At 64.3% G+C, this 19,462-nt stretch carries 18 protein-coding genes and 2 tRNA genes; 14 read left to right on the forward strand and 6 right to left on the reverse strand.

Translation table 11 applies throughout. From position 1 onward, the window contains the following. Positions 1-5: 5 nt before the first annotated feature. Genes QQM37_RS01565 through pepN form a run of 3 tightly spaced genes read right to left on the reverse strand, consistent with a single transcriptional unit; the run spans position 6 to position 3,831 of the window. Positions 6-725 carry a mechanosensitive ion channel family protein gene (locus QQM37_RS01565; protein WP_420030104.1) on the reverse strand — a complete coding sequence of 240 codons (720 nt, stop codon included), beginning with the start codon at positions 723-725 and terminating at the stop codon, positions 6-8. A gap of 60 nt (positions 726-785) precedes the next feature. Next, positions 786-1,259 (reverse strand): OsmC family protein, encoded by a 474-nt coding sequence (locus QQM37_RS01570; protein ID WP_285724341.1) that lies wholly within the window; start codon positions 1,257-1,259, stop codon positions 786-788. Positions 1,260-1,269: 10 nt separating this feature from the next. Beyond that, positions 1,270-3,831, reverse strand: a complete 2,562-nt coding sequence (gene pepN, locus QQM37_RS01575; RefSeq protein ID WP_285724342.1) for an aminopeptidase N — start codon at positions 3,829-3,831, stop codon at positions 1,270-1,272. A 177-nt stretch (positions 3,832-4,008) separates the two neighbouring features. Here pepN and QQM37_RS01580 point away from each other — a divergent pair, with 177 nt between their 5' ends. The 11 genes from QQM37_RS01580 (at position 4,009) to QQM37_RS01630 (ending at position 13,055) form a co-directional block, all read left to right on the forward strand. Next, complete coding sequence (locus QQM37_RS01580) at positions 4,009-4,854, forward strand: aspartate dehydrogenase domain-containing protein (protein ID WP_285724344.1); 846 nt, start codon at positions 4,009-4,011, stop codon at positions 4,852-4,854. Continuing rightward, a complete protein-coding gene (locus QQM37_RS01585; RefSeq protein WP_285724346.1) occupies positions 4,851-5,840 on the forward strand; it encodes a hypothetical protein in 990 nt (329 codons plus the stop codon). The genes QQM37_RS01580 and QQM37_RS01585 overlap by 4 nt, the downstream gene beginning before the upstream one ends. Positions 5,841-5,933: 93 nt before the next feature. Further along, positions 5,934-6,416 (forward strand): ribose-5-phosphate isomerase, encoded by a 483-nt coding sequence (locus tag QQM37_RS01590; RefSeq protein WP_285724348.1) that lies wholly within the window; start codon positions 5,934-5,936, stop codon positions 6,414-6,416. 48 nt (positions 6,417-6,464) lie between these two features. Further along, positions 6,465-7,424, forward strand: coding sequence for an Fpg/Nei family DNA glycosylase (locus QQM37_RS01595; protein WP_285724350.1), 960 nt, complete (start codon positions 6,465-6,467; stop codon positions 7,422-7,424). 81 nt (positions 7,425-7,505) lie between these two features. Then, positions 7,506-7,576: transfer RNA gene (locus QQM37_RS01600), tRNA-Gly, on the forward strand. Positions 7,577-7,728: 152 nt separating this feature from the next. Then, positions 7,729-7,801 (forward strand) — tRNA-Pro (locus QQM37_RS01605). 58 nt (positions 7,802-7,859) lie between these two features. Further along, positions 7,860-9,278, forward strand: coding sequence for a trigger factor (gene tig / locus QQM37_RS01610; protein ID WP_285724352.1), 1,419 nt, complete (start codon positions 7,860-7,862; stop codon positions 9,276-9,278). A gap of 310 nt (positions 9,279-9,588) precedes the next feature. Next, positions 9,589-10,185: a ClpP family protease gene (locus QQM37_RS01615; RefSeq protein ID WP_285724354.1), complete on the forward strand. Its 597-nt coding sequence runs from the start codon at positions 9,589-9,591 to the stop codon at positions 10,183-10,185. Between the two features lie 24 nt (positions 10,186-10,209). After that, the gene (locus QQM37_RS01620) at positions 10,210-10,893 is read left to right on the forward strand and encodes an ATP-dependent Clp protease proteolytic subunit (protein WP_285724356.1); all 684 of its coding nucleotides are present in this window, start codon (positions 10,210-10,212) and stop codon (positions 10,891-10,893) included. A 165-nt stretch (positions 10,894-11,058) separates the two neighbouring features. Beyond that, positions 11,059-12,342, forward strand: coding sequence for an ATP-dependent Clp protease ATP-binding subunit ClpX (gene clpX, locus QQM37_RS01625; RefSeq protein WP_285724357.1), 1,284 nt, complete (start codon positions 11,059-11,061; stop codon positions 12,340-12,342). 68 nt (positions 12,343-12,410) lie between these two features. Next, positions 12,411-13,055 (forward strand): mycothiol-dependent nitroreductase Rv2466c family protein, encoded by a 645-nt coding sequence (locus QQM37_RS01630; protein WP_285724359.1) that lies wholly within the window; start codon positions 12,411-12,413, stop codon positions 13,053-13,055. Positions 13,056-13,185: 130 nt separating this feature from the next. Here QQM37_RS01630 and valS read toward each other — a convergent pair whose 3' ends face one another. Then, positions 13,186-15,789, reverse strand: a complete 2,604-nt coding sequence (gene valS / locus QQM37_RS01635; RefSeq protein ID WP_285724361.1) for a valine--tRNA ligase — start codon at positions 15,787-15,789, stop codon at positions 13,186-13,188. Positions 15,790-15,826: 37 nt separating this feature from the next. Then, positions 15,827-16,537, reverse strand: coding sequence for a glutamate--tRNA ligase family protein (locus QQM37_RS01640; RefSeq protein WP_285724363.1), 711 nt, complete (start codon positions 16,535-16,537; stop codon positions 15,827-15,829). 110 nt (positions 16,538-16,647) lie between these two features. On the opposite strand from QQM37_RS01640, the gene QQM37_RS01645 reads away from it, so the two are divergent. Both QQM37_RS01645 and QQM37_RS01650 read left to right on the forward strand, forming a co-directional pair. After that, on the forward strand, positions 16,648-17,079 hold the full coding sequence (locus tag QQM37_RS01645; RefSeq protein WP_285724365.1) for a protease inhibitor I42 family protein: 432 nt from the start codon (positions 16,648-16,650) through the stop codon (positions 17,077-17,079). Between the two features lie 97 nt (positions 17,080-17,176). Next, the gene (locus QQM37_RS01650; protein WP_285724367.1) at positions 17,177-17,548 is read left to right on the forward strand and encodes a DUF488 domain-containing protein; all 372 of its coding nucleotides are present in this window, start codon (positions 17,177-17,179) and stop codon (positions 17,546-17,548) included. On the opposite strand, the gene QQM37_RS01655 is transcribed toward QQM37_RS01650, so the two are convergent. Further along, on the reverse strand, positions 17,524-18,093 hold the full coding sequence (locus QQM37_RS01655) for a GNAT family N-acetyltransferase (RefSeq protein ID WP_285724369.1): 570 nt from the start codon (positions 18,091-18,093) through the stop codon (positions 17,524-17,526). The two genes, QQM37_RS01650 and QQM37_RS01655, sit on opposite strands and share 25 nt — an antisense overlap. Before the next feature lie 246 nt (positions 18,094-18,339). Here QQM37_RS01655 and QQM37_RS01660 point away from each other — a divergent pair, with 246 nt between their 5' ends. Further along, positions 18,340-19,350, forward strand: a complete 1,011-nt coding sequence (locus QQM37_RS01660; protein ID WP_285724371.1) for an NADP-dependent oxidoreductase — start codon at positions 18,340-18,342, stop codon at positions 19,348-19,350. Positions 19,351-19,462 lie beyond the last annotated feature (112 nt).

Consider the following 19,462-nt stretch of genomic DNA (forward strand, 5'->3'; position numbering starts at 1 on the left):
GGTCCTTAATCGCCTGCGCGCTGAGCCGCGGTGGGGTGGGTCGCCGTCGGCTGGGCGGCGGCATCGTCCGTTGCAGCAGTGGCCGTTGGCTGAGCTGCCTTCGGATCGCGATAATCGCCCTGCGAACGATTGCCCACGCGCAGAATCTCGCCGTTACGCAGGTACCAGATGGCGCCGTCCTCGGAGCGGACCCGGGTGATCCGCAGGCCCACCGACTCCACGGTGCCCACGACCTCGGAGGTCTCGATGACATCGCCGATGCCGTACTGGTCCTCAAAGGTGATGAAAATCCCGGCCAGGAAATCGCGGATGAGCTGCTGGCAGCCAAAACCCACGGCGACGCCCACAATACCCAGACTGGCCAGTAGCGGCCCGGCGTTGAAGCCGAAGCTGAGCAGAATGTAGATCGCCGTGATGACGAAGACCACCACGCCGAGAACTGAGGTCAGCAGCGTGCCCATGGTCTCAGCCCGCTGCACCCGTCGCTCCGAATCCAGCGGACGCAAGACCGGCTGTGCCCAGCGCAGAGCCTTGACATGGAGGATCGACCTGCCGCTTTTTACCCTCCGCACCAGCCGACGGATGACGAATTTGCCGATCAGCCAGATCAGCACGCCGATCGCCAGGTAGATCGCGGCGGTGATCCAACTGTTCACGGCGGGATCAGCGGTCCAGCTCATACTGCTCAGGACTCCGGCCAGGGTGTTCACAGTGATATCGCTCATCACTCCCATTCTCTCAGGTCCGGGACCGTGATGGCCTCAAGGTCACGGAGCCCAACGGAATCAGCCTTCCGGGAGTGCAGGCTCGTGTAACACCGGAAAGTTGACGCTGCGGGCAATGAAACACTTGCCCGCTGCATCCTCGTGCAGCCGGTCGGCCAGCTCGCGCTGCGCCTCATCGGCTAGGCCCACCCGGGGCCGCAGAGTGACCGAACTGAACTGGCCGCTGCCGTCCGGGTTGAGAATCATCGTCCCTGCGGCCTGGTCCTGATACGAGGTGACCAGCACTCCGTGGAGCACGGCCACATGCAGATAGGAGAGCATATGGCATTCACTCAGCGCCGTCAGCAGGAGCAGTTCCGGGTTCCACCGCGTCTTGTCACCGTGAAAGGTGGCATCGGCAGACCCGGAAATGGTGGGCAGACCGTCAGCCGTGACCAGATGGTCTCTGCCGTAGGCGCGGTATCCCGAGGTGCCGGTCCCGCGGTTGCCGGTCCACTCCACGGCGACCGTGTAGTGATGTTCGTGCAGATTCACGGTCTTCTCCTTAGTGATCGGCAGCCTGAGCCCGCAGCGCCCGGGCCACTCCATCACGGCTTTCCAGGACCAGCCGACGCAGGGCAGGGGTTTCCTCACCCAGCTCGGCCAGGAAGGCATCCGTGGCATCCAGTGTCTGCTGGGAGACCAACTGTGCCGGGAAGAGCCCAGTCACGATGGTGGAGGCGATTTCATGCGACTTCTCCGCCCACACCCGGCGGATCGCACCGAAGTATTTCTCGGCGAACGGAGCCAGCAGGGCGACGTCGTGCACCCGGTTGAAACCGCCGATGGCGGCACGCTGGGTGGCGTTGGGCATGGTCCCTTCCGTGACCACAGCGTCCCAGACCGCCTGCTTGGCCTCAGCGGTCGGAAGGGTGGCCGAGGCGGCTGCCGCAGCAAGCTGGCCGTTCTGGGTGGGATCGAGTTCCATCTCGGCATCGATCTCCGGCTGACCGGCACGCCCACCTGCTACCAGAGAAGTCAGCAACTCCCAGCGCAGATCCTGGTCGATGTCGAGTCCCTCGAGGTGGTAGCTGCCGCTGAGCAGATCCGCCACGACATCGAGATGCTCGGAGATCTGGGCGAACGAGGCGAAGGCTTTGACGAACTGCAACTGCGAATCGGAGCCCGGAGTTGCGGCGGTGAACAGGGCCCAGAGCCGCTCGGCGGCGCTGATTCTGGTTTCATGCTGGGCTTCCGGTGCCACATAGAAAGTCAGCGTGGTGGCGAGTTGGCGCAACAGCACGGTGACTACAGAGGAATCCGTTTCGGCTCCGATATTGGCGAGCACCAGATCGACATATCCGCGCGCCGGGGTCTCACCGTCCCGGGCAGCATCCCAGGCGGAGGCCATGACCAGCGTCCGGGGCAGCGACTTGGCGAAGTCCTTGACATGCGCGGTGGCCGTGGCGAGCGACTGCTCATCCAGGCGGATCTTGGCATAGGCCAGGTCATCGTCGTTGAGCAGGATCAGCGCCGGCCGCGGACGGCCGACCAGCTCCGGGACCTCGGTTTCGGCACCGTCGATGTCGAGTTCCACCCGGTGGACCCGCTCTAGGGCACCGCCATCGGCCAGGTCGTAGAAACCGACCGCCAGGCGGTGAGGGCGAATGGTCGGGTACTCGGGCACCGCACTCTGCTCGATGGCGAAGGCGGTGATCACGCCGTCATCGTCGGTGGACAACTGGGCGCGAAGGGTATTGACCCCGGCAGTCTCCAGCCACAGTCGCGACCAGTCCTGGAGATCCCGACCGCTGGAGGCTTCCAGCTCGACCAGCAGGTCATTGAGTTCCGTGTTCTGCCAGGCGTGTTTGGCGAAGTAGGCCCGCACTCCGGCCATGAATTCTTCCTGGCCTACCCAGGCCACCAGCTGGCGCAGTACCGAGGCGCCCTTGGCGTAGGTGATGCCGTCAAAATTGACCAGGACATCCTCGAGATCGCGGATGTCCGCCACGATCGGATGTGTGGAGGGCAACTGATCCTGGCGGTAGGCCCAGGACTTCTCCAGCGAGGCGAAGGTGGTCCACGCCTGAGTGAACTCTGTGGCCTCCGCCGCAGCAAGGGTTGACATGAACTCGGCGAAGGACTCGTTGAGCCAGAGATCGTTCCACCAACGCATAGTGACCAGATCGCCGAACCACATATGCGCCAATTCGTGCAGAATCGTGATGGCCCGGCGCTCGACCAAGGCCTCGGTGACCTTGGAGCGGAAGACGTAGCTTTCCAGGAAGGTGACCGCGCCAGCGTTCTCCATGGCACCCGCGTTGAACTCCGGAACAAAGAGCTGGTCATATTTTGCGAAGGGGTACGGGACACCGAACTGTGATTCGTAGAATTCAAATCCCTGGCGGGTGAGCTCGAAGACCCGGTCCGCATCCAGATACTGCATGAGCGATTTACGGGCGAAGACGCCCAGCGGGATCACCCGGCCCGAGGCGGAGGTCAACTCGCTGCGCACGCTCTGGTAGGGGCCAGCGATCAGCGCGGTCACATAGGAGGACATCCGAGGTGTCGGCTCAAAGGCCCAGGTACGCAGCGCTGATCCATTCGCAGCCGATCCGGCATCGGTCGGTTCCGGGGTGGGGGAGTTGGACACGACATCCCAGTGCGCCGGTGCGGTCACCGTGAACTGGAAGGTCGCTTTGAGATCCGGTTGCTCAAAAACGGCAAACATCCGCCGCGAATCCGGCACCTCAAACTGGCTGTACAGGTACACCTCGCCATCGACCGGATCCACGAAGCGGTGCAGTCCCTCGCCAGTGTTGGTGTAGAGGGAATCCGCGACCACCACCAACTCGTTCTCTGCGGCAAGCTCGGGGAGCTGGATACGGACGCCATCGGACACCTCTGCCGGGTCCAGGGACACGCCGTTGAGCGTGACGGAATGCACTGCGTCGGTCAGTGCATCGAGGAAGCTGCTGCTACCCGGTGTGGCGCTGAACCGGACCGTAGTGGTGGAACCGAAGATCCGCTCGCCCCGGCTGAGATCGAGGTCTACCGCGTAGCTGGCAACGGAGATCAGGTCGGCGCGTTCGCGCGCCTCAACACGGGTCAGATTCAGTCCTGGCACGGGGTGTCCTCCAAGGGTTCGTCGTTGAATGCGGTCGGGTTGAGACCGCGTGGGTGGGCCGCGCCGACGATGCCGCAATGGCAGGGCTGGTCCTCGAGTTCATTGTGCCACTGAGCCTAACGGCATGGAGAAATCGCAACACCGTCCGAAACGACAGACTCCTGAGAGACTGGGGGCATGTCACCAGTAGACAGGGGAGAAGAACCGGAGCGTCCTGCGGATCTGCGAGTTGCGATCATCGGCCGTGGCGCCGTTTCAGCACATCTACAGACGCTCTTCAGCCCGGGGGACGGACTACGCCTGATCGGTCTGGTGGGTCGTAGTGATGTGCCGATCCCGCAGGGCGACGGGCTGGCCGCGGCCGGGCCAGCATCACTATTGAGCTTCGAGGAGGCGCTGGAATGCTCCGATGTGGTGGTGGAAGCCGCCGGGGTGCAGGCCGTGCATGAGTTCGGACCGCGCACCGTGGCGGCCGGCCGGACCCTGCTGGTCAGTTCGGTCGGTGCTCTGGCGGATCCGGACCTCGCCACGGCCTTGGGTAACGGACCTGGCTGGCTGCATCCGAGCACCGGGGCCATCGGTGGGCTGGATCTGATCCGCGCTGCTTCGCTCACCGGCGGCATCCAGCGGGTGAGCCTGCGCACCCGCAAGCTACCGAAGGCGCTGATTCAGCAGTGGATGAACGAGGCAGAGCAGAGGGAGCTGCTGGACACCGTTGAGCCTCGACGTCTCTTTCACGGGACCCCGCAGGAGGCAGTCCGGCTCTTCCCCGCATCCCTTAACGTGGCGGTTGCCCTGGGACTCGCGGTGGGCTCGCTGGATCGCGTCGAGGTGGAACTCTGGGCTGATCCCGGTGCCGGGATCACGGAGCATCTGATCCAGGCCAGTGGCGCTGCCGGTGACTACGAGTTCCGGATTCGCAACACACCCAACCCTGCCCAGCCGCGCAGTAGCGGTCTGACAGCGCGTGCTCTGTATTCCGGACTGATCGACCTGGCAACACCCTCAGGTCGATTCCGATGAACGCCTCCCGCCCTCCGGAGCACTTCGATCGGCGATTTACCGGTTTTGGTCTGGGATTCCCCTGGGCGGTGGCCTTCTGCTTCGCTGCGGTGGCTTTGATTGCCCGACGCACAGTCCCGGATCCGCTGGGCCTGCACTGGGCGGGCGCACACGCAGACGTGACCCTGGGATTCACCGGCTTCGTCATGCTGATGACCGTGGCCATCGGTGTGTGCGGCTCGGTGTGTGGCCTGCTGGCCGGCTTGCGCAGGATCCCGCGGGCAGTGCGTCGCGTGCTGATGGGCGCCGTGGTCGCCGTGAGCCTGTGGCTGGCCACGTTGGGCGCGGCAGTGTTGATGGGGCAGCAGGGCCTGGCCACAGCTGATGGCGGTGGAGCCGATGCTGTTGTCTTCGCCCTCGGATCCGGAGCGGCGCTGGCGCTGGGCGTCGTGATGATCTTTGTCTATCAACCGCCGCAGTTGTGGGGAGCCCGGGACGACGCCGCGCTGGCTGCTGAGCTCGCCAGCGAACCCCCGGAGTCGCCTGCTGAGTACTGGCTGCACCCGCGTGCTTCGACCGTGGTGTTCCTGCTACTGATCATGCTGTTACCCGGTTCCCTGCTGGCCTTGGCGTCGCTGTGGCTTGCTCTGGGTCTGGTCCTGTTGATCGTCATCGTGCTGTTTCTGCTGGTTGCCAGGGTCACCCTGGACGGTTCGACGGTACCGCATCCGGCGTTGACCGTGTGGGTCGGGGGAGTGCTGCCGGTAGCCCGGGTGAGGCTCGATGACGTGCTGCAACACGAGCTCGGGGATCAGCGCTTGTGGGAGTCCGGTGGCCCGGGTCTGCGTCTGCACACGGGTTGGCGTACCCAACCGGGTGTCCAGTTCCTAGTGGTCAATGGCACCGCGCTCCGCCTGACTGGTCGCGATGGCGGACAGTTGCTTCTGGGTGTCCCCGACAGCGCCAGCGCTCAGAACGTGCTGAGTTCGCTGAAGCGCAGAACCTAGTACTCTACGTAGGAGCAAACGGGGCGATCAGGCCCAGTCTTGACCGGCGAGATATGGCGGCTGAGGCGAGATTCATTGTGACTGAGGAGAGTTATGACCAAGCCCCGCGTTCATATTGCCACCGATCATGCCGGATTGGAGCTCAGCGCACATCTGATCGAGCATCTGGGTGCTCTTGGCTACCAGATGATTGACCATGGGCCTGCCCAGTACGACCCGGAAGACGACTACCCGGCGTTCTGCATTCACGCTGCCCAGGCGGTCATGGCCGATACCGAAAATGGCATCGATGCACTCGGCATTGTGCTGGGTGGTTCTGGCAACGGTGAGCAGATCGCAGCCAATAAGGTGCAGGGCATTCGTGCGGCGCTGGTCTGGAATCGCGAAACCGCTGCCCTGGCCCGTGAGCACAACGACGCGAATGTCGTGGCGATCGGCGGCCGTCAGCACAGCGTGGAAGAGGCCACTGAGCTGATCGAGATCTTCCTGGCCGAACCGTTCAGCGACGCCGAGCGCCACGTGCGACGCATTGCTCAGATTGCGCACTATGAGGAAACCGGCGAGGTCGAAAGCTGAGCCGCAGCCTGGGCGGACCCTCGAATGGGCGCGGTCGCTGGGCCATGAATGCCTGAGGGACATACGATTCATCGGCTGGCCCGACAATTCCGTGAAGTATTCGCCGGGCAACGGTTGGAGGCGAGCAGCCCTCAAGGTCGGTTTGCTGCCGGGGCGGCACTGCTTGACGGCTGCGAGCTGACTGCGGCGCAGGCACACGGCAAACAGCTGTTCCTGACTTTCTCGGACGCTGATGCTGCTGGCACTGACTCAACCGACACTGACTCAACCGACTCAGGCGAGCGCGTGCTGCGAATTCACCTGGGCCTCTACGGTGCCTGGGACTTTGGCGGCGACAGCACCTTCCGGGGTGCCTCAAGCATCGGAGCGCCACGCCGGGTAGGGGAGCGCGAGCTGCCTGCAGCCTCGGAAACAGGCCAGCCGACCGCGGGGTTGCTGACGGCTGAGCCTCCGCCGCCCGGCGGATCGGTGCGGGTACGTCTAGTCTCGGCGCATGGCTGGGCCGATCTGCGCGGGCCAAGTGCCTGCGAGGTGCTCAGCCCGGTCGAGGCCGAGGCTCTCCGCGCACGGTTAGGCCCGGATCCGCTGCTCAACGAACCCGGAGATCAGGAACGATTCCTGCGTCTGCTCTCGGTCCGTCGGACGCCCATCGGCACTGCGTTGATGGACCAGGCCGTCATCGCCGGCGTGGGGAACATCTATCGTGCGGAGCTGCTGTTCCGGGGCGGACTGAACCCGGAGCTGCCCAGCCGGACGCTCCGCAAGGAGCAGGCGGAACATCTCTGGGCGGATGCCCGGTTGCTGCTGGAGTGCGGGGTGGCCGATGGTCGCATCGTGACCACAGAGCCAGCCGACAGGTCTCAGCCGTCGCTGAGTCCGGTCCCGCTGGAGGACGCCCACTATGTGTACCACCGGGAGGGCCTGCCGTGCCGCCGATGCCGGGCCGTTGTCCGGATGCGTGAAGTCGCGGGCAGAAAATTGTTCTGGTGTCCGCAATGTCAGAGCTGACTGTCCGAGCTGTCTGCCGATACTGAGTGTGGGGCGCATTTGCAGAGCGGGCGGACCGTATGATGTAGTGGTACGCGGCTCGGGGATGTAGCTCAATGGTAGAGCCTCAGTCTTCCAAACTGATTACGCGGGTTCGATTCCCGTCATCCCCTCTGAACGACGCCCCCACTGCTTGCGGTTGCTTGCAGTGGGGGCGTTTTGTGTGCGACCAACCTCCTGAGGGCGCCGGAGCGGCACCTCAACACGCCTGGAATGGCTCGATGTGCGTCGACGCGGCCTAAGCCGTAGACTGTCCCGAGCACCACGGGGCGTAGCGTAGTGGCTAGCGCGCCTGCTTTGGGAGCAGGAGATCGCAGGTTCGAGTCCTGTCGCCCCGACCCCGAAATCCCGTCAGGGAAGTCCATCACCTCTAGTACATTTCAGGAGAACCACGCAGTGAAGAGCGCTGTCGAAAACCTCTCACCCACCCGGGTCAAGCTCGCCGTTGAAGTTCCTTTCGAGGAACTGAAGCCGAGCATTGACGAGGCTTACCAGACGATCTCCCAGCAGGTCCAGGTCCCGGGCTTCCGCAAGGGCAAGGTTCCCAACCGCATGATCGATCAGCGTGTGGGCCGCGGCTACGTGCTGGAGACGGCCATCAACGAAGGCCTGAACGGCTGGTACCAGACCGCGGTGGAAGAGACTGGCCTTCGCCCGCTGTCCCGCCCTGAGGTGAACATCACCGAGGTTCCGGACCCCAGCGCCACCGATGGTGAGCTGAAGTTCGAGGTCGAGGTCGACGTCCGCCCTGAGGTGACCCTTCCCGAGTACTCCACGATCGCCGTCGAGGTTGAGCCGATTGCTGAAAGCGACGAGGACCTGCAGAAGGCACTCGATGAGCTGCGCGGCCGTTTTGGCACGTTGAGCCCCGCCGACCGCCCGGCGGCCAAGGACGATTTCGTCACGATCGATCTCAAAGCCGTCGTCGATGGCGAAGAGGTCGACTCCGCTACCGGGCTGTCCTACCAGGTGGGTGCCGGCACCATGCTTGAGGGTCTGGACGAGGCACTGCTTGGCCTCAGCGCCGATGAGGAAGCCATCTTCGAGACCGCCCTGGTCGGTGGCGAGCACGCCGGTCAGGACGCTCAGGTCACCGTCAAGGTCACCGCAGTGAAGGTGCGCGAGCTTCCCGCCGCGGACGATGACTTCGCTCAGTTGGCCAGTGAATTCGATACCATCGCGGAGCTCCGTGAGGACCTTGCCAAGCAGGTCTCCGAATCGAAGGTCGTCGAGCAGGGTGTCCAGGCTCGCGATCTTGTGCTGGACAAGCTGGTGGAGGTTATCGAGGTTCCCGTTCCGGAGAGCGTCATCGATGAGCAGATCGAGGCACACTTTGCTCCGGAGAACGCTCATGGCACCGAGGAACACGATACCGAGGAGCACCGCACCGAGGTCCGTGAAAACACCATCCGCGCTTTCCGCAACGAGATCATCCTTGATGCCGTTGCTGATCAGCAGGAAATCGGTGTTTCCCAGGCCGAGCTGATCGATTACATCGTGAACTCCGCTGGCCAGTACGGAATGGACCCGAACCAGTTTGCCCAGATGCTCGACCAGAGCGGTCAGATCCCCGTGGTGGTGTCTGAGGTTCGCCGCCGCAAGGCCCTGGCTCATGTGCTGGGCGAGGCCACTGTGACCGATACCGATGGCCAGCCCGTGGACCTGAGCAACTTCGTCAAGCCTGGCGTTGATCCGGCGCTCGAGGCAGCTCTCAACGAGGCTGCCGGCGTGAGCGAAGAAGCAGTCGCAGAGGTTGCAGAGGACGAAGCACAGCAGAGCGTCGCGCTTGACGATCCGGGTGCAGCCCGCTTCTGAGAACTTTCTGACGTGTAGCACGTCACCGCATTGCCATGTAGTGTGCCGTCACCCCATTCAGGGGTGGCGGCACGCTGCGTTAACCCACTCAGGTGCCGGAACCAGACCGGTGGAAAACGCTGGGAATCAGCGGGATTCCGGCAGATATCTCTGCAGAGCAGTATCACTGCGCCGTCAGCGAACAGGACGGCGTCCTGAAATAGAACCGGGGCCTCAAGGGCTAATGTCCATGTAGCGACATCGGTTCGAAACGAGAGAAGTTGAACAGCTCATGACTGAACGGGAGCACCCCACAATGTCCACTCCACAGATGGCCACGGTAGATGCGGGCGGGCGTGATGACTACGTCTACAACCGCCTCCTCAAGCAGCGCACCATCTGGCTTGGTTCCGAGGTGCGGGACGACAACGCCAACCTGATCTGCTCGCAGTTGTTGCTTCTGGCCTCTGAGGACCAGGAGAAGGACATCTACTTGTACATCAACTCACCCGGTGGTTCCGTCACGGCCGGAATGGCCATCTACGACACCATGCAGTTCATTCCGAACGATGTTGTCACGGTCGCCACCGGCCTGGCGGCCTCAATGGGCCAGTTCCTGCTCTCTTCCGGCACTAAGGGCAAACGTTACGCCACGCCCAACGCCCGGATCCTGATGCATCAGCCTTCCGGCGGCATCGGCGGTACTGCCTCGGATATCAAGATTCAGGCCGAGCTGATTCTGCACATGAAGAAGGTCATGGCGGAACTGACCGCCGAGCAGACCGGTCAGAGCGTGGAGACGATCCTCAAGGACAACGACCGGGACAAGTGGTTCACGGCGGAGGAAGCTCTGGCCTACGGCTTCTTCGACAAGATCAGCGCACACGCCGGAGCCGTGGCCGGCGGCGGCGGAACCAACGCGAACTGACCGGCACAGCAACAGGAGAGAACCATGACTATCAATTTCAGCGCCGCCGGATCAGCGTCCGCCTGGGCTGCCGCCGGTGCGGCGCCCAGCGCTCGTTATGTGCTGCCTCAGTTCGAGGAGCGCACCCCTTACGGTTTCAAGCGTCAGGACCCGTACACCAAATTGTTTGAGGACCGGATCATCTTCCTGGGAGTCCAGGTCGATGATGCCAGTGCCGATGACATTATGGCTCAGCTGTTGGTCCTGGAGTCCACGGACACCGACCGTGACATCACGCTCTACATCAACTCGCCCGGAGGGTCCTTCACGGCGATGACGGCGATCTACGACACGATGCAGTACATCCGTCCGCAGATTCAGACCGTCTGCCTGGGCCAGGCGGCCAGTGCTGCCGCCGTCCTGCTTGCTGCCGGGACGCCGGGTAAGCGCCTGGCGCTGCCCAACGCACGCGTCCTCATCCATCAGCCGGCGCTCTCCGGCGGACAGGGTGGGCAGGCCTCGGACCTGGAGATCCAGGCCAATGAGGTCATGCGGATGCGCACCTGGCTGGAGGAGACGTTGGCCAAGCATTCGGGACGCACCCCGGAGCAGCTCAACAACGACATCGAGCGGGACAAGATCCTGACCGCTGCGGAGGCGAAAGATTACGGCCTGATTGATCAGGTTCTGGAGTCCCGCAAAATCAAGACGGCAGCAATCACCTCCTGATTTCCGCTGTTTTCCGGCCGGTTCCGGTCGGCTCCGGATCAACGACACGCCGGGTACACCTGCCGGGGGCGACGCATCTGCCGCCACCCCCGGCAGGTACCGTGCCGGACGGTGTTCTGTGGCCTAGAGTGGAGAAGGACAGCACTAACTGCGGAGGGAAGTACGATGGCACGACTGGGTGAAAGCGCCGATCTGCTGAAGTGTTCTTTCTGCGGAAAGAGCCAGAAGCAGGTCCGGAAGCTCATCGCAGGTCCGGGCGTCTATATCTGTGATGAATGCATTGAACTGTGCAATGAGATCATTGAAGAAGAGCTCGCTGAAGTAGCGGATCTGGGCAGTTTTGAACTGCCCAAGCCTCAGGAGATCTTCTCCTTCCTGCAGGAATACGTGATCGGCCAGGAAGCCGCCAAACGGTCGCTCTCGGTGGCCGTCTACAACCACTACAAGCGTATCCAGGCGGGCTCCAAAGGTCCGTCGCTGGCGGACGGGCATCACCACGATGACGTCGAGGTGGCCAAGTCCAATATCCTGCTGATCGGCCCCACCGGCTGCGGCAAGACCCACCTCGCCCAGACCCTGGCGCGACGGCTCAATGTTCCCTTCGCATCTGCGGACGCCACCGCCCTCACCGAGGCCGGCTATGTGGGCGAAGACGTGGAAAACATTCTCCTGAAACTTATTCAGGCTGCTGACTATGACGTCAAAAAAGCCGAGCAGGGCATCATTTACATCGACGAGATCGACAAGATCTCCCGAAAAAGCGAGAACCCCTCGATCACCCGGGACGTCTCCGGTGAGGGAGTTCAGCAAGCCCTGCTGAAAATCCTCGAAGGAACGGTTGCCTCGGTTCCGCCGCAGGGCGGCCGCAAACATCCGCACCAGGAATTCATCCAGATCGACACCACCAATGTGCTGTTCATCGTGGCGGGTGCTTTTGCCGGCCTGGAAGAGATCATCGGATCACGGGCGGGCAAGAAGGGCATCGGCTTCGGCGCGCCATTGGGTGCCGCCGACGGCGAAGAGATCGGTTATGCCGATGTCATGCCGGAGGATCTGCTGAAGTTCGGCCTGATTCCGGAGTTCATCGGGCGGTTGCCCGTGATCACCACGGTGACGCATCTGGACCGCTCCGCCCTGATCCGGATCCTCACCGAGCCCAAGAACGCCCTGGTCAAGCAGTACCAGAAGATGTTCCACCTGGACGGTATTGATCTCATCTTTGAAGATGACGCTCTGGACGCTATCGCCGATCAGGCTCTGGACCGGGGGACCGGTGCCCGTGGCCTGCGTGCCATTCTCGAAGAAGTCCTTCTTCCGGTGATGTTCGAACTGCCCAGCCGTGACGACATCGCTTCGGTGGTCATCACCGCTGACGTGGTTTCCCGGGGTGCCGCGCCCACGTTGATTCCCCACGACGTGGTGGCCAAGCGCCGCGGAAAGTCGGCCTGATCCGCTGACCGCGCCCACGGATTTGAGTGCGGCGCGTACGACCCATGTGACGAGTGCAAGGAGCGCTGATGACTGAGCTTTCCCCTGAGCAGCTGACCGTGATTGAACCCGCGGAAACGGCTGATTTCTGGTTCGACCCCATCTGCCCCTTCGCCTGGATCACCTCCCGGTGGATCGGTGAGGTGGCACAGGTCCGCAATATTGAGATTCGCTGGCACGTCATGAGCCTTTCGGTCCTCAACGAAGGCCGGGAGGAGCTCTCAGATCACTACAAATCCTTGATGGAACGCGGCTGGGGGCCGGTGCGGGTGGTGATCGCCGCTCAGCAGCTCGGTGGCGATGCCGTCGTGAAGCCGCTCTACGACGCCCTCGGTGAGCAGATCCACCACCAGCAGATGAAGGACTACGACGAGGCCATTCGTAAAGCGCTTGAGGCAGCCGATCTGCCGGCCGAGTGGGCCGCCTATGCCCACCAGGACACCTACGATGCCGTGTTGCGCGCCAGTCATGAGGATGGCATCGCCCGGGTGGGTCAGGACGTCGGCACTCCGGTCGTCGCGTTCAATGGCACGGCCTTCTTTGGCCCGGTACTGACCCGGATTCCCCGGGGCGAAGAGGCGGGCACGCTGTGGGACGCTACGGTGGCGCTGGCCAGCTACCCGCACTTCTTTGAACTTAAGCGCAGCCGCACCGAGAACCCCGAATTCAGCTAGGACGCGAGGGTCCCGCGCTGAGTCTGCGAAGCGTGGGAGCGTCCGACGCGCTAACTGCTCTTACTCTTAAACGAGTGAGTGCCGCGGGCCGACATCTTCGGATGTCGGCCCGCGGCACTCACTCGTTTAACTAAACAGTCGCCTCGGCCAGGATCACATCGCTGACACTCAGGTTATTCTCCGCGGTCAGCAGCGAGATCTCGCGTGCATTCGCAGCGGCCTTCAGATCGGCCAGGCCGGCCGAAAGCTGCTCGATCTGCGCCAGCGGGGCGGACACCGTGGCGGCGAGCACCTCGGTGCGCTGCTTGACCTTAGCCTCGGATTTGGCCTTGCGTAGCCCCGAGAGCGCCTCACCCATGGTGGCGAGCAGTGTCGTGTCCCCGTCGATGCCGAGCAGCGGAGTCGGCCAGGTGGCACGGTGAACGGACCCTGAACGCCACCAGCTCCAGACCTCGTCGGTCGCGAAGGGAATGAAGGGCGCGAAGAGTCGCAGGAGCGAATCCAGGGTGGTGGCCAGCGCGCCTAGAACAGAGGCCTGGCCCTTCTCGCCTTCCACGCCATAGGCGCGGTCCTTGATCAGCTCCACATAGTCATCGGTGAAGTGCCAGAAGAACGACTCCGTTACCTGGAGTGCGCGGGCGTAATCGTAGCTGTCGAAGGCTTCGGTGGCCTGCCGGACCACCTCGGCAAGCTGGGTCAGCACACCCCGATCCAAGGGGTTGGTGAGAACAGGGCTGTCGCTGCTGAGCACCGAGGCCTCAGTGGCACCGAGATTGAGCACAAACTTGGAGGCGTTGAGCAGCTTGATGGCCAGCCGACGCCCGATCTTCATCTGGGCCACCTCATAGGCGGTATCCGCACCGAGCTTGGCCGAGGCCGCCCAGTATCGGACGGCATCGGAGCCGAATTCCTCGAGCACATCGGTGGGGACCACCACATTGCCTTTGGATTTGGACATCTTCTTCCGGTCCGGGTCCAGGATCCAGCCAGAGATCGCGGCATGCTTCCAGGGCGCGGCGTCCTGCAGAGCATCGGCACGCACCACGGAGGAGAAAAGCCAGGTCCGGATGATGTCGTGGCCCTGCGGGCGCAGATCAAAGGGGAAGACCTTGGCGAACAGTTCATCGTTGCGGCTCCAGCCACCGATGATCTGTGGCGTCAGCGAGGAGGTTGCCCAGGTGTCCAGCACATCGGCATCGCCGATGAACCCGCAGGGAACGCCACGCTGGTCCTCGGAGTATCCCGGCGCGGTGTCTGCGGCGGGATCCACCGGGAGCATGTTGTCGGTCGGCACAATTGGCTGCTCGTAGCTCGGGTTGCCCTCGGCATCGAGCGCGTACCAGACGGGAATCGGCACGCCGAAGAAGCGCTGGCGGGAGACCAGCCAGTCACCGTTCAGGCCCCCGATCCAGTTGTCGTAGCGCGATCGCATGAACGACGGGTGGAAGTCGATCTCGCGTCCGCGCTCGATGAGCCGTTCCCGGCGGGCCTCGTCGCGGCCACCGTTGCGGAGGTACCACTGGCGGCTGGTCACCACTTCCAGAGGCTTATCGCCCTTTTCGAAGAAGTTGACAGCGTGCATGATCTTTTTCGGCTCTCCGTCCAGGAGATCCTGTTCCCGGAGCATCTCGACCACTGCCTCTTTGGCCGAGAACGAGGTCTTGCCAGCGATCCGGCTGTACGCTTCGCGTCCGGCATCGGAGGTGATCCACTCGGGTGTCTCTGCGGAGAGGCGACCATCGCGGCCAATGATGGCGCGGGTGGGCAGCTGCAGTTCGCGCCACCAGGTCACATCGGTCAGGTCGCCGAAGGTACAGACCATGGCGATGCCGGAGCCCTTATCCGCCTTGGCCAGCGGATGGGCTTTGACCTCCACCTCGACGCCGAAGAGCGGCGAGGTGACCTTCTTGCCGAAAAGCGGCTGGTAGCGCTCGTCCTCCGGATTCGCGACGAGGGCGGCACAGGCGGCCAGCAGTTCGGGACGCGTGGTCTCGATGAAGATCGTCTGGCCGTCCTCGGTGAAGAACGGGTACCGGTGGTATGCGCCCGCGACCTCGCGGTCCTCCAGCTCGGCCTGAGCCACGGCGGTACGGAAGGTGACATCCCACAGGGTCGGGGCCTCGGCCAGGTAGGCATCGCCAGCGGCGCAATTGGCCAGGAAGGCGCGCTGCGAGACAGCGCGAGAGGCGTCGTCGATGGTGCGGTAGGTCAGGGTCCAGTCCACCGAGAGGCCCAGGGTAGAGAACAGGTGCTCAAAGACCTTCTCGTCATCCACGGCCAGGCGCTCACACAGCTCGATGAAGTTGCGACGGGACACCACATCCCAGTCGCGCTGGTTCTTGGCGGGCTGCGCCGGGGGCTGGTAATCCGCGCGGTAGGGGATTGCCGGGTCGCAGCGAACCCCATAGTAGTTCTGCACGCGACGCTCAGTGGGCAGGCCATTGTCATCCCAGCCCATGGGGTAGAAGACGTTCTTGCCCTGCATGCGCTGATAGCGGGCCAGCACATCCGTCTGCGTGTAGGAGAACATGTGACCGACGTGCAGGGAGCCGGAAGCTGTGGGTGGTGGGGTGTCGATCGAGTACACCTCGGCCCGGGTGGTATCCGGTTGGAAAGCGTAGGTTCCCTCCTGGAGCCAACGCTGGGACAGCTTGGCTTCCAAGCCTTCGAGAGCCGGCTTGTCTGGAACGGTGGTGGTTTCGGGCGTGTCTGTACCCTGCGTTGCATCAGTCATAGATCGATTCTTTCATGCCTGGTGCGTGCGCCGGTCCTCAGACGAGTGTGCCCCGGAACACCCACGGCTCGCGGGGCAGCTCCGCGGGATCGAAGACCGCCAGGGCGTTCTCCAGCCCGCCGCCGGGCAGACCCAGCGAGGTGAGCAGATCGTCGCCGCGGACCACCTGATCGACGTCCTGATCGGCGTCGTCGACCACGACCGCCAGGTTGTACGCGATGGCGCCGTCATCGCGGCGCAGGACCACGTCGTCCAAGGGGCCTGCCTGCTCGCCCGCCACGGCGTCGGTGAAGCCTTCCGTGCCGCCGCCGGAGAGAAAACGCAGTGCCGCGGGGCGTTCGCGCCGCCGCTCCGCGCGTTCGGCCTCGCTCTGATTCCGGCAGGTGCCGGGGTAGAGCGGAACGGCGCCATGGGCGGCGGAGGTGGCTTCGGCGATGTCACGGCGGGTGCAGAAGCACTCGAACGTCCGTCCCGCGCTGATCAAGGATTGCAGCGCGGCCGTGTGGAGTTCACCCCGCTCCGATTGACGGACGGCCGGACCGTCCCAGGTCACTCCCAGGGCCTGAAGGTCGTGGAGCTGTGACTCCTCGGCACGGGCGCGTACCCTGTCCAGGTCCTCCACTCGCAGGAGAAAGGCTCGGCCGGTGCTGCGGGCGAAAAGCCAGGCCAGGATCGCGGTGCGGAGGTTGCCCAGATGAAGATCACCGCTGGGGGAGGGGGCGTAGCGGCCGGCGCCGGAGGAGTTCACGGTGACACTGTAACCGGCGGGATCCGGAGTGTGCCCCGCGCTCGTGTGAGGAGTGATCCTGGAGGGCCGAGGGCACGGGAGGGATGCTCCGGGCGCTGTACACTCCGATCATGGCTGCGAATCGGGGGACCGCGACACGTCTGATGACGACGCCGGGGGTGTTGCCGACGCTGATCCTGGTGGCCTGGATTCTGCTCGCCGTCAGCGGGTGTTCGGCACCCGTGACCCGGCTCGACAAGGAGCACACCTCGGCGACGGTCCCGGTGGGTGGCAAGGTGGTCATCGATCTCGGCATGACCAATTCGTCCGTCGGATATCGCTGGGTACGGGTGGACGGACCCGGACCGCACCTCACCGAATCCCCGGAGGAAGCTCCGGCGGGGCCCCGACCGGTCGGCGGACCGTCAGAGCAGACCGACACCTATTCGGCGACCTCGGCCGGGACGGCCACTCTCACCTACGAGTACCAGGTGCGGCCGGAGATCACCGGCCAATACGGTCCCAGTGGCCGCAGGGTGACCTTCACCGTCACGGTCCAGTGACTGGGGTCCGCTCTGTGAACACCAGGGGCCCTTGCCGTTTGTCCACATAGCGGATTGTGCCGGGATTCCGCTCGTGACCTCGTGCCTAGCATGAGGCATGAACACTCAGCAGCTCGGACATCTCACCACGGCACGCATCTATGACGAACCCGTCCTCGACCGGTTCCGGATCCTCGTGGACCGGCTCTGGCCGCGAGGGGTGAGCAAGGAGAGGGCCGCGCTGGACGAGTGGCTCAAAGACATCGCCCCTTCCGCTCCGTTGCGGACCGAGTTCGCCCACATGGCCTCTCGTTTCGAGGAGTTCTCCGCGGAGTACCGGGAGGAGTTGCAGGCGCATCCGGAGCCGGTAGACCATGTGGTCGGCTTACTGCGGGACGGGCGGGATGTCGAGCTGCTCTATGCGGCGAAGGACCGGGAGGCCAATCATGCCCAGGTGCTGCGGGCTTACCTGCTCGAGCGCTTGGAGTGATCGGCGCCGTCACGTTCCGGGGCGGGAGGCTCAGCGCGGGACGCCCGGAATTCCATGGCCATCACGGTCCGGACCAGGCCTGAATCACCGTGATCGTCATCGCGCTGCACCATGCCGAGCTTCTCAGCCACCCTCAGGGATGCCTGGTTCTCAGGGTGGATGATCGCCACCAGCTCCGGATTGCCGAGCACGTCGCGGGCGAAATCACGACAGGCCAGAGCGGCTTCGGTGGCGAGGCCCCGGCCCTGGAATTCCGGGAGAACGTGATACCCCACCTCAAGGCGCGGCAGACCGTTCACCCGCTGCCAGGTGAGGCCGCAGTCGCCCAGGAAGGTGCCGTCGTCAGAGTCCACGATCCAGAGACCGTAGCCGTGCTCGCGGTAATTCCGTAGGTTCCACTCGATCCAGGCAAGCGCCTCGGGCCGGGTCTTCGGCCGGGGGTAGTACGCCATGACCACGGGGTCGCCGAGAAGACGGGCCATCGCGTCAAGGTCCTCGAGGGCCATCTCCCGGAAGCGGAGCCGTGAAGTCGGGGAGGGAACCATCCGTCCACTCTAGTCCTGGCCGGTCCCTTGGGGGCTGGGTCTCGTTGGCGTGGTCCCGGCGGGTCGGAACTGGGAAGTCTGTGTCGTCGTGGCCTGGGGAAGCCAGGGAAGGAGGAGTCGGGAGACGAAGAACCGGGGAAGGAAGGAAGCGCCGGGGAAGGAAGACCGGCGTCCGAAGGAGGCATGGTGTCCGGTGAGGGGAGTAGCGTCGATCACGATCACGATCACCGAAACGAGGGAGAACTCATGGCCTGGCGTTGGATCGCTGCGGAGTGGGGAAGCCCCGAGCAGTGGCGGTTCGTTGAGAACATCACTCCCGTTCCCGGTCCGGGCGAGGTGACGCTTCGAGTCCGCGCCGCGGGGGTCAACCCGGCGGACGCCAAGCATGTCGCGTCTCCTCGTCCCGGCAGGGGCTTGCCGGTAGCCATCGGCTACGAGGTCGCGGGCACCGTCATCGCTGTGGGCCCCGATGCGTCGGGGGTCACCGGCCCCCTTGTGGTCGGCGATGAGGTCCTGGCCTTCCGGGTCACCGGTGGCTATGCCACGGAACTCACGCTGCCCGCGGAGAAGGTGCTGCACCGGCCGTCCACGCTGGACGTCGCGGAGGCCGCGAATCTCCTCCTGGCGGGAACCACCGCGGCCGAGATGCTCCACGCGGTCGATGCGCGGGCAGGGGACACGATCCTGCTCCACGCGGCGTCGGGGGCGGTCGGGTCCATCGTCCTCCAACTCGCGGCGCTGCGGGGCATCACCGTGATCGGCACGGCGAGCGAGGCCCGGGCGGAGGATGTCCGGGCGCTCGGAGGGATACCCGTCACCTACGGTCGCGGACTGCAGGAGCGGGTCGAGGAGACGATTCGTTCTCTCCGGCGAGTGGGAGTGGATGCCGCCCTCGACGCCGCAGGCACCGAGGAGGCCGTGGAGGTGTCTCTGGCCCTCGTGAGCGAGCGGGGCCGCATCGTCACGGTCGCAGCCCCGGCCCGCGCCGAAGAGCGCGGCTTCCAGGCGCTCGCAGGAACCAAGCCGGACAGTGCAACGTTCCGCGATGCAGCGCGAAGTGATCTGGTCACGCTCGCCGGCCGGGGATTGCTGAGGGTCCCCCTCAGCCGCAGCTACCCCCTGTCGGAGGCGAAGGAAGCCCACCGGTTCCTTTCCCAGGGTCATCCCGGTGGGAAGCTGACGCTCATCCCAGGCCCGGAATCAGGCGTCACGGAAGCTCATGCCGGGTCATACGACCATGCCGGAGGTGACCTCTGATGTCCTCCGTTTAACCGGCGCGTCGCATGGTTGAGCAGGAAGTCGGCGCGCCTTCCGTCGGGCCCTGAACCCCGGCAGACACAGGGTACGGCCCGCGCCACCGCGGGCCCTC

Source organism: Psychromicrobium xiongbiense (assembly GCF_030271165.1).
Taxonomy (GTDB): domain Bacteria; phylum Actinomycetota; class Actinomycetes; order Actinomycetales; family Micrococcaceae; genus Renibacterium; species Renibacterium xiongbiense.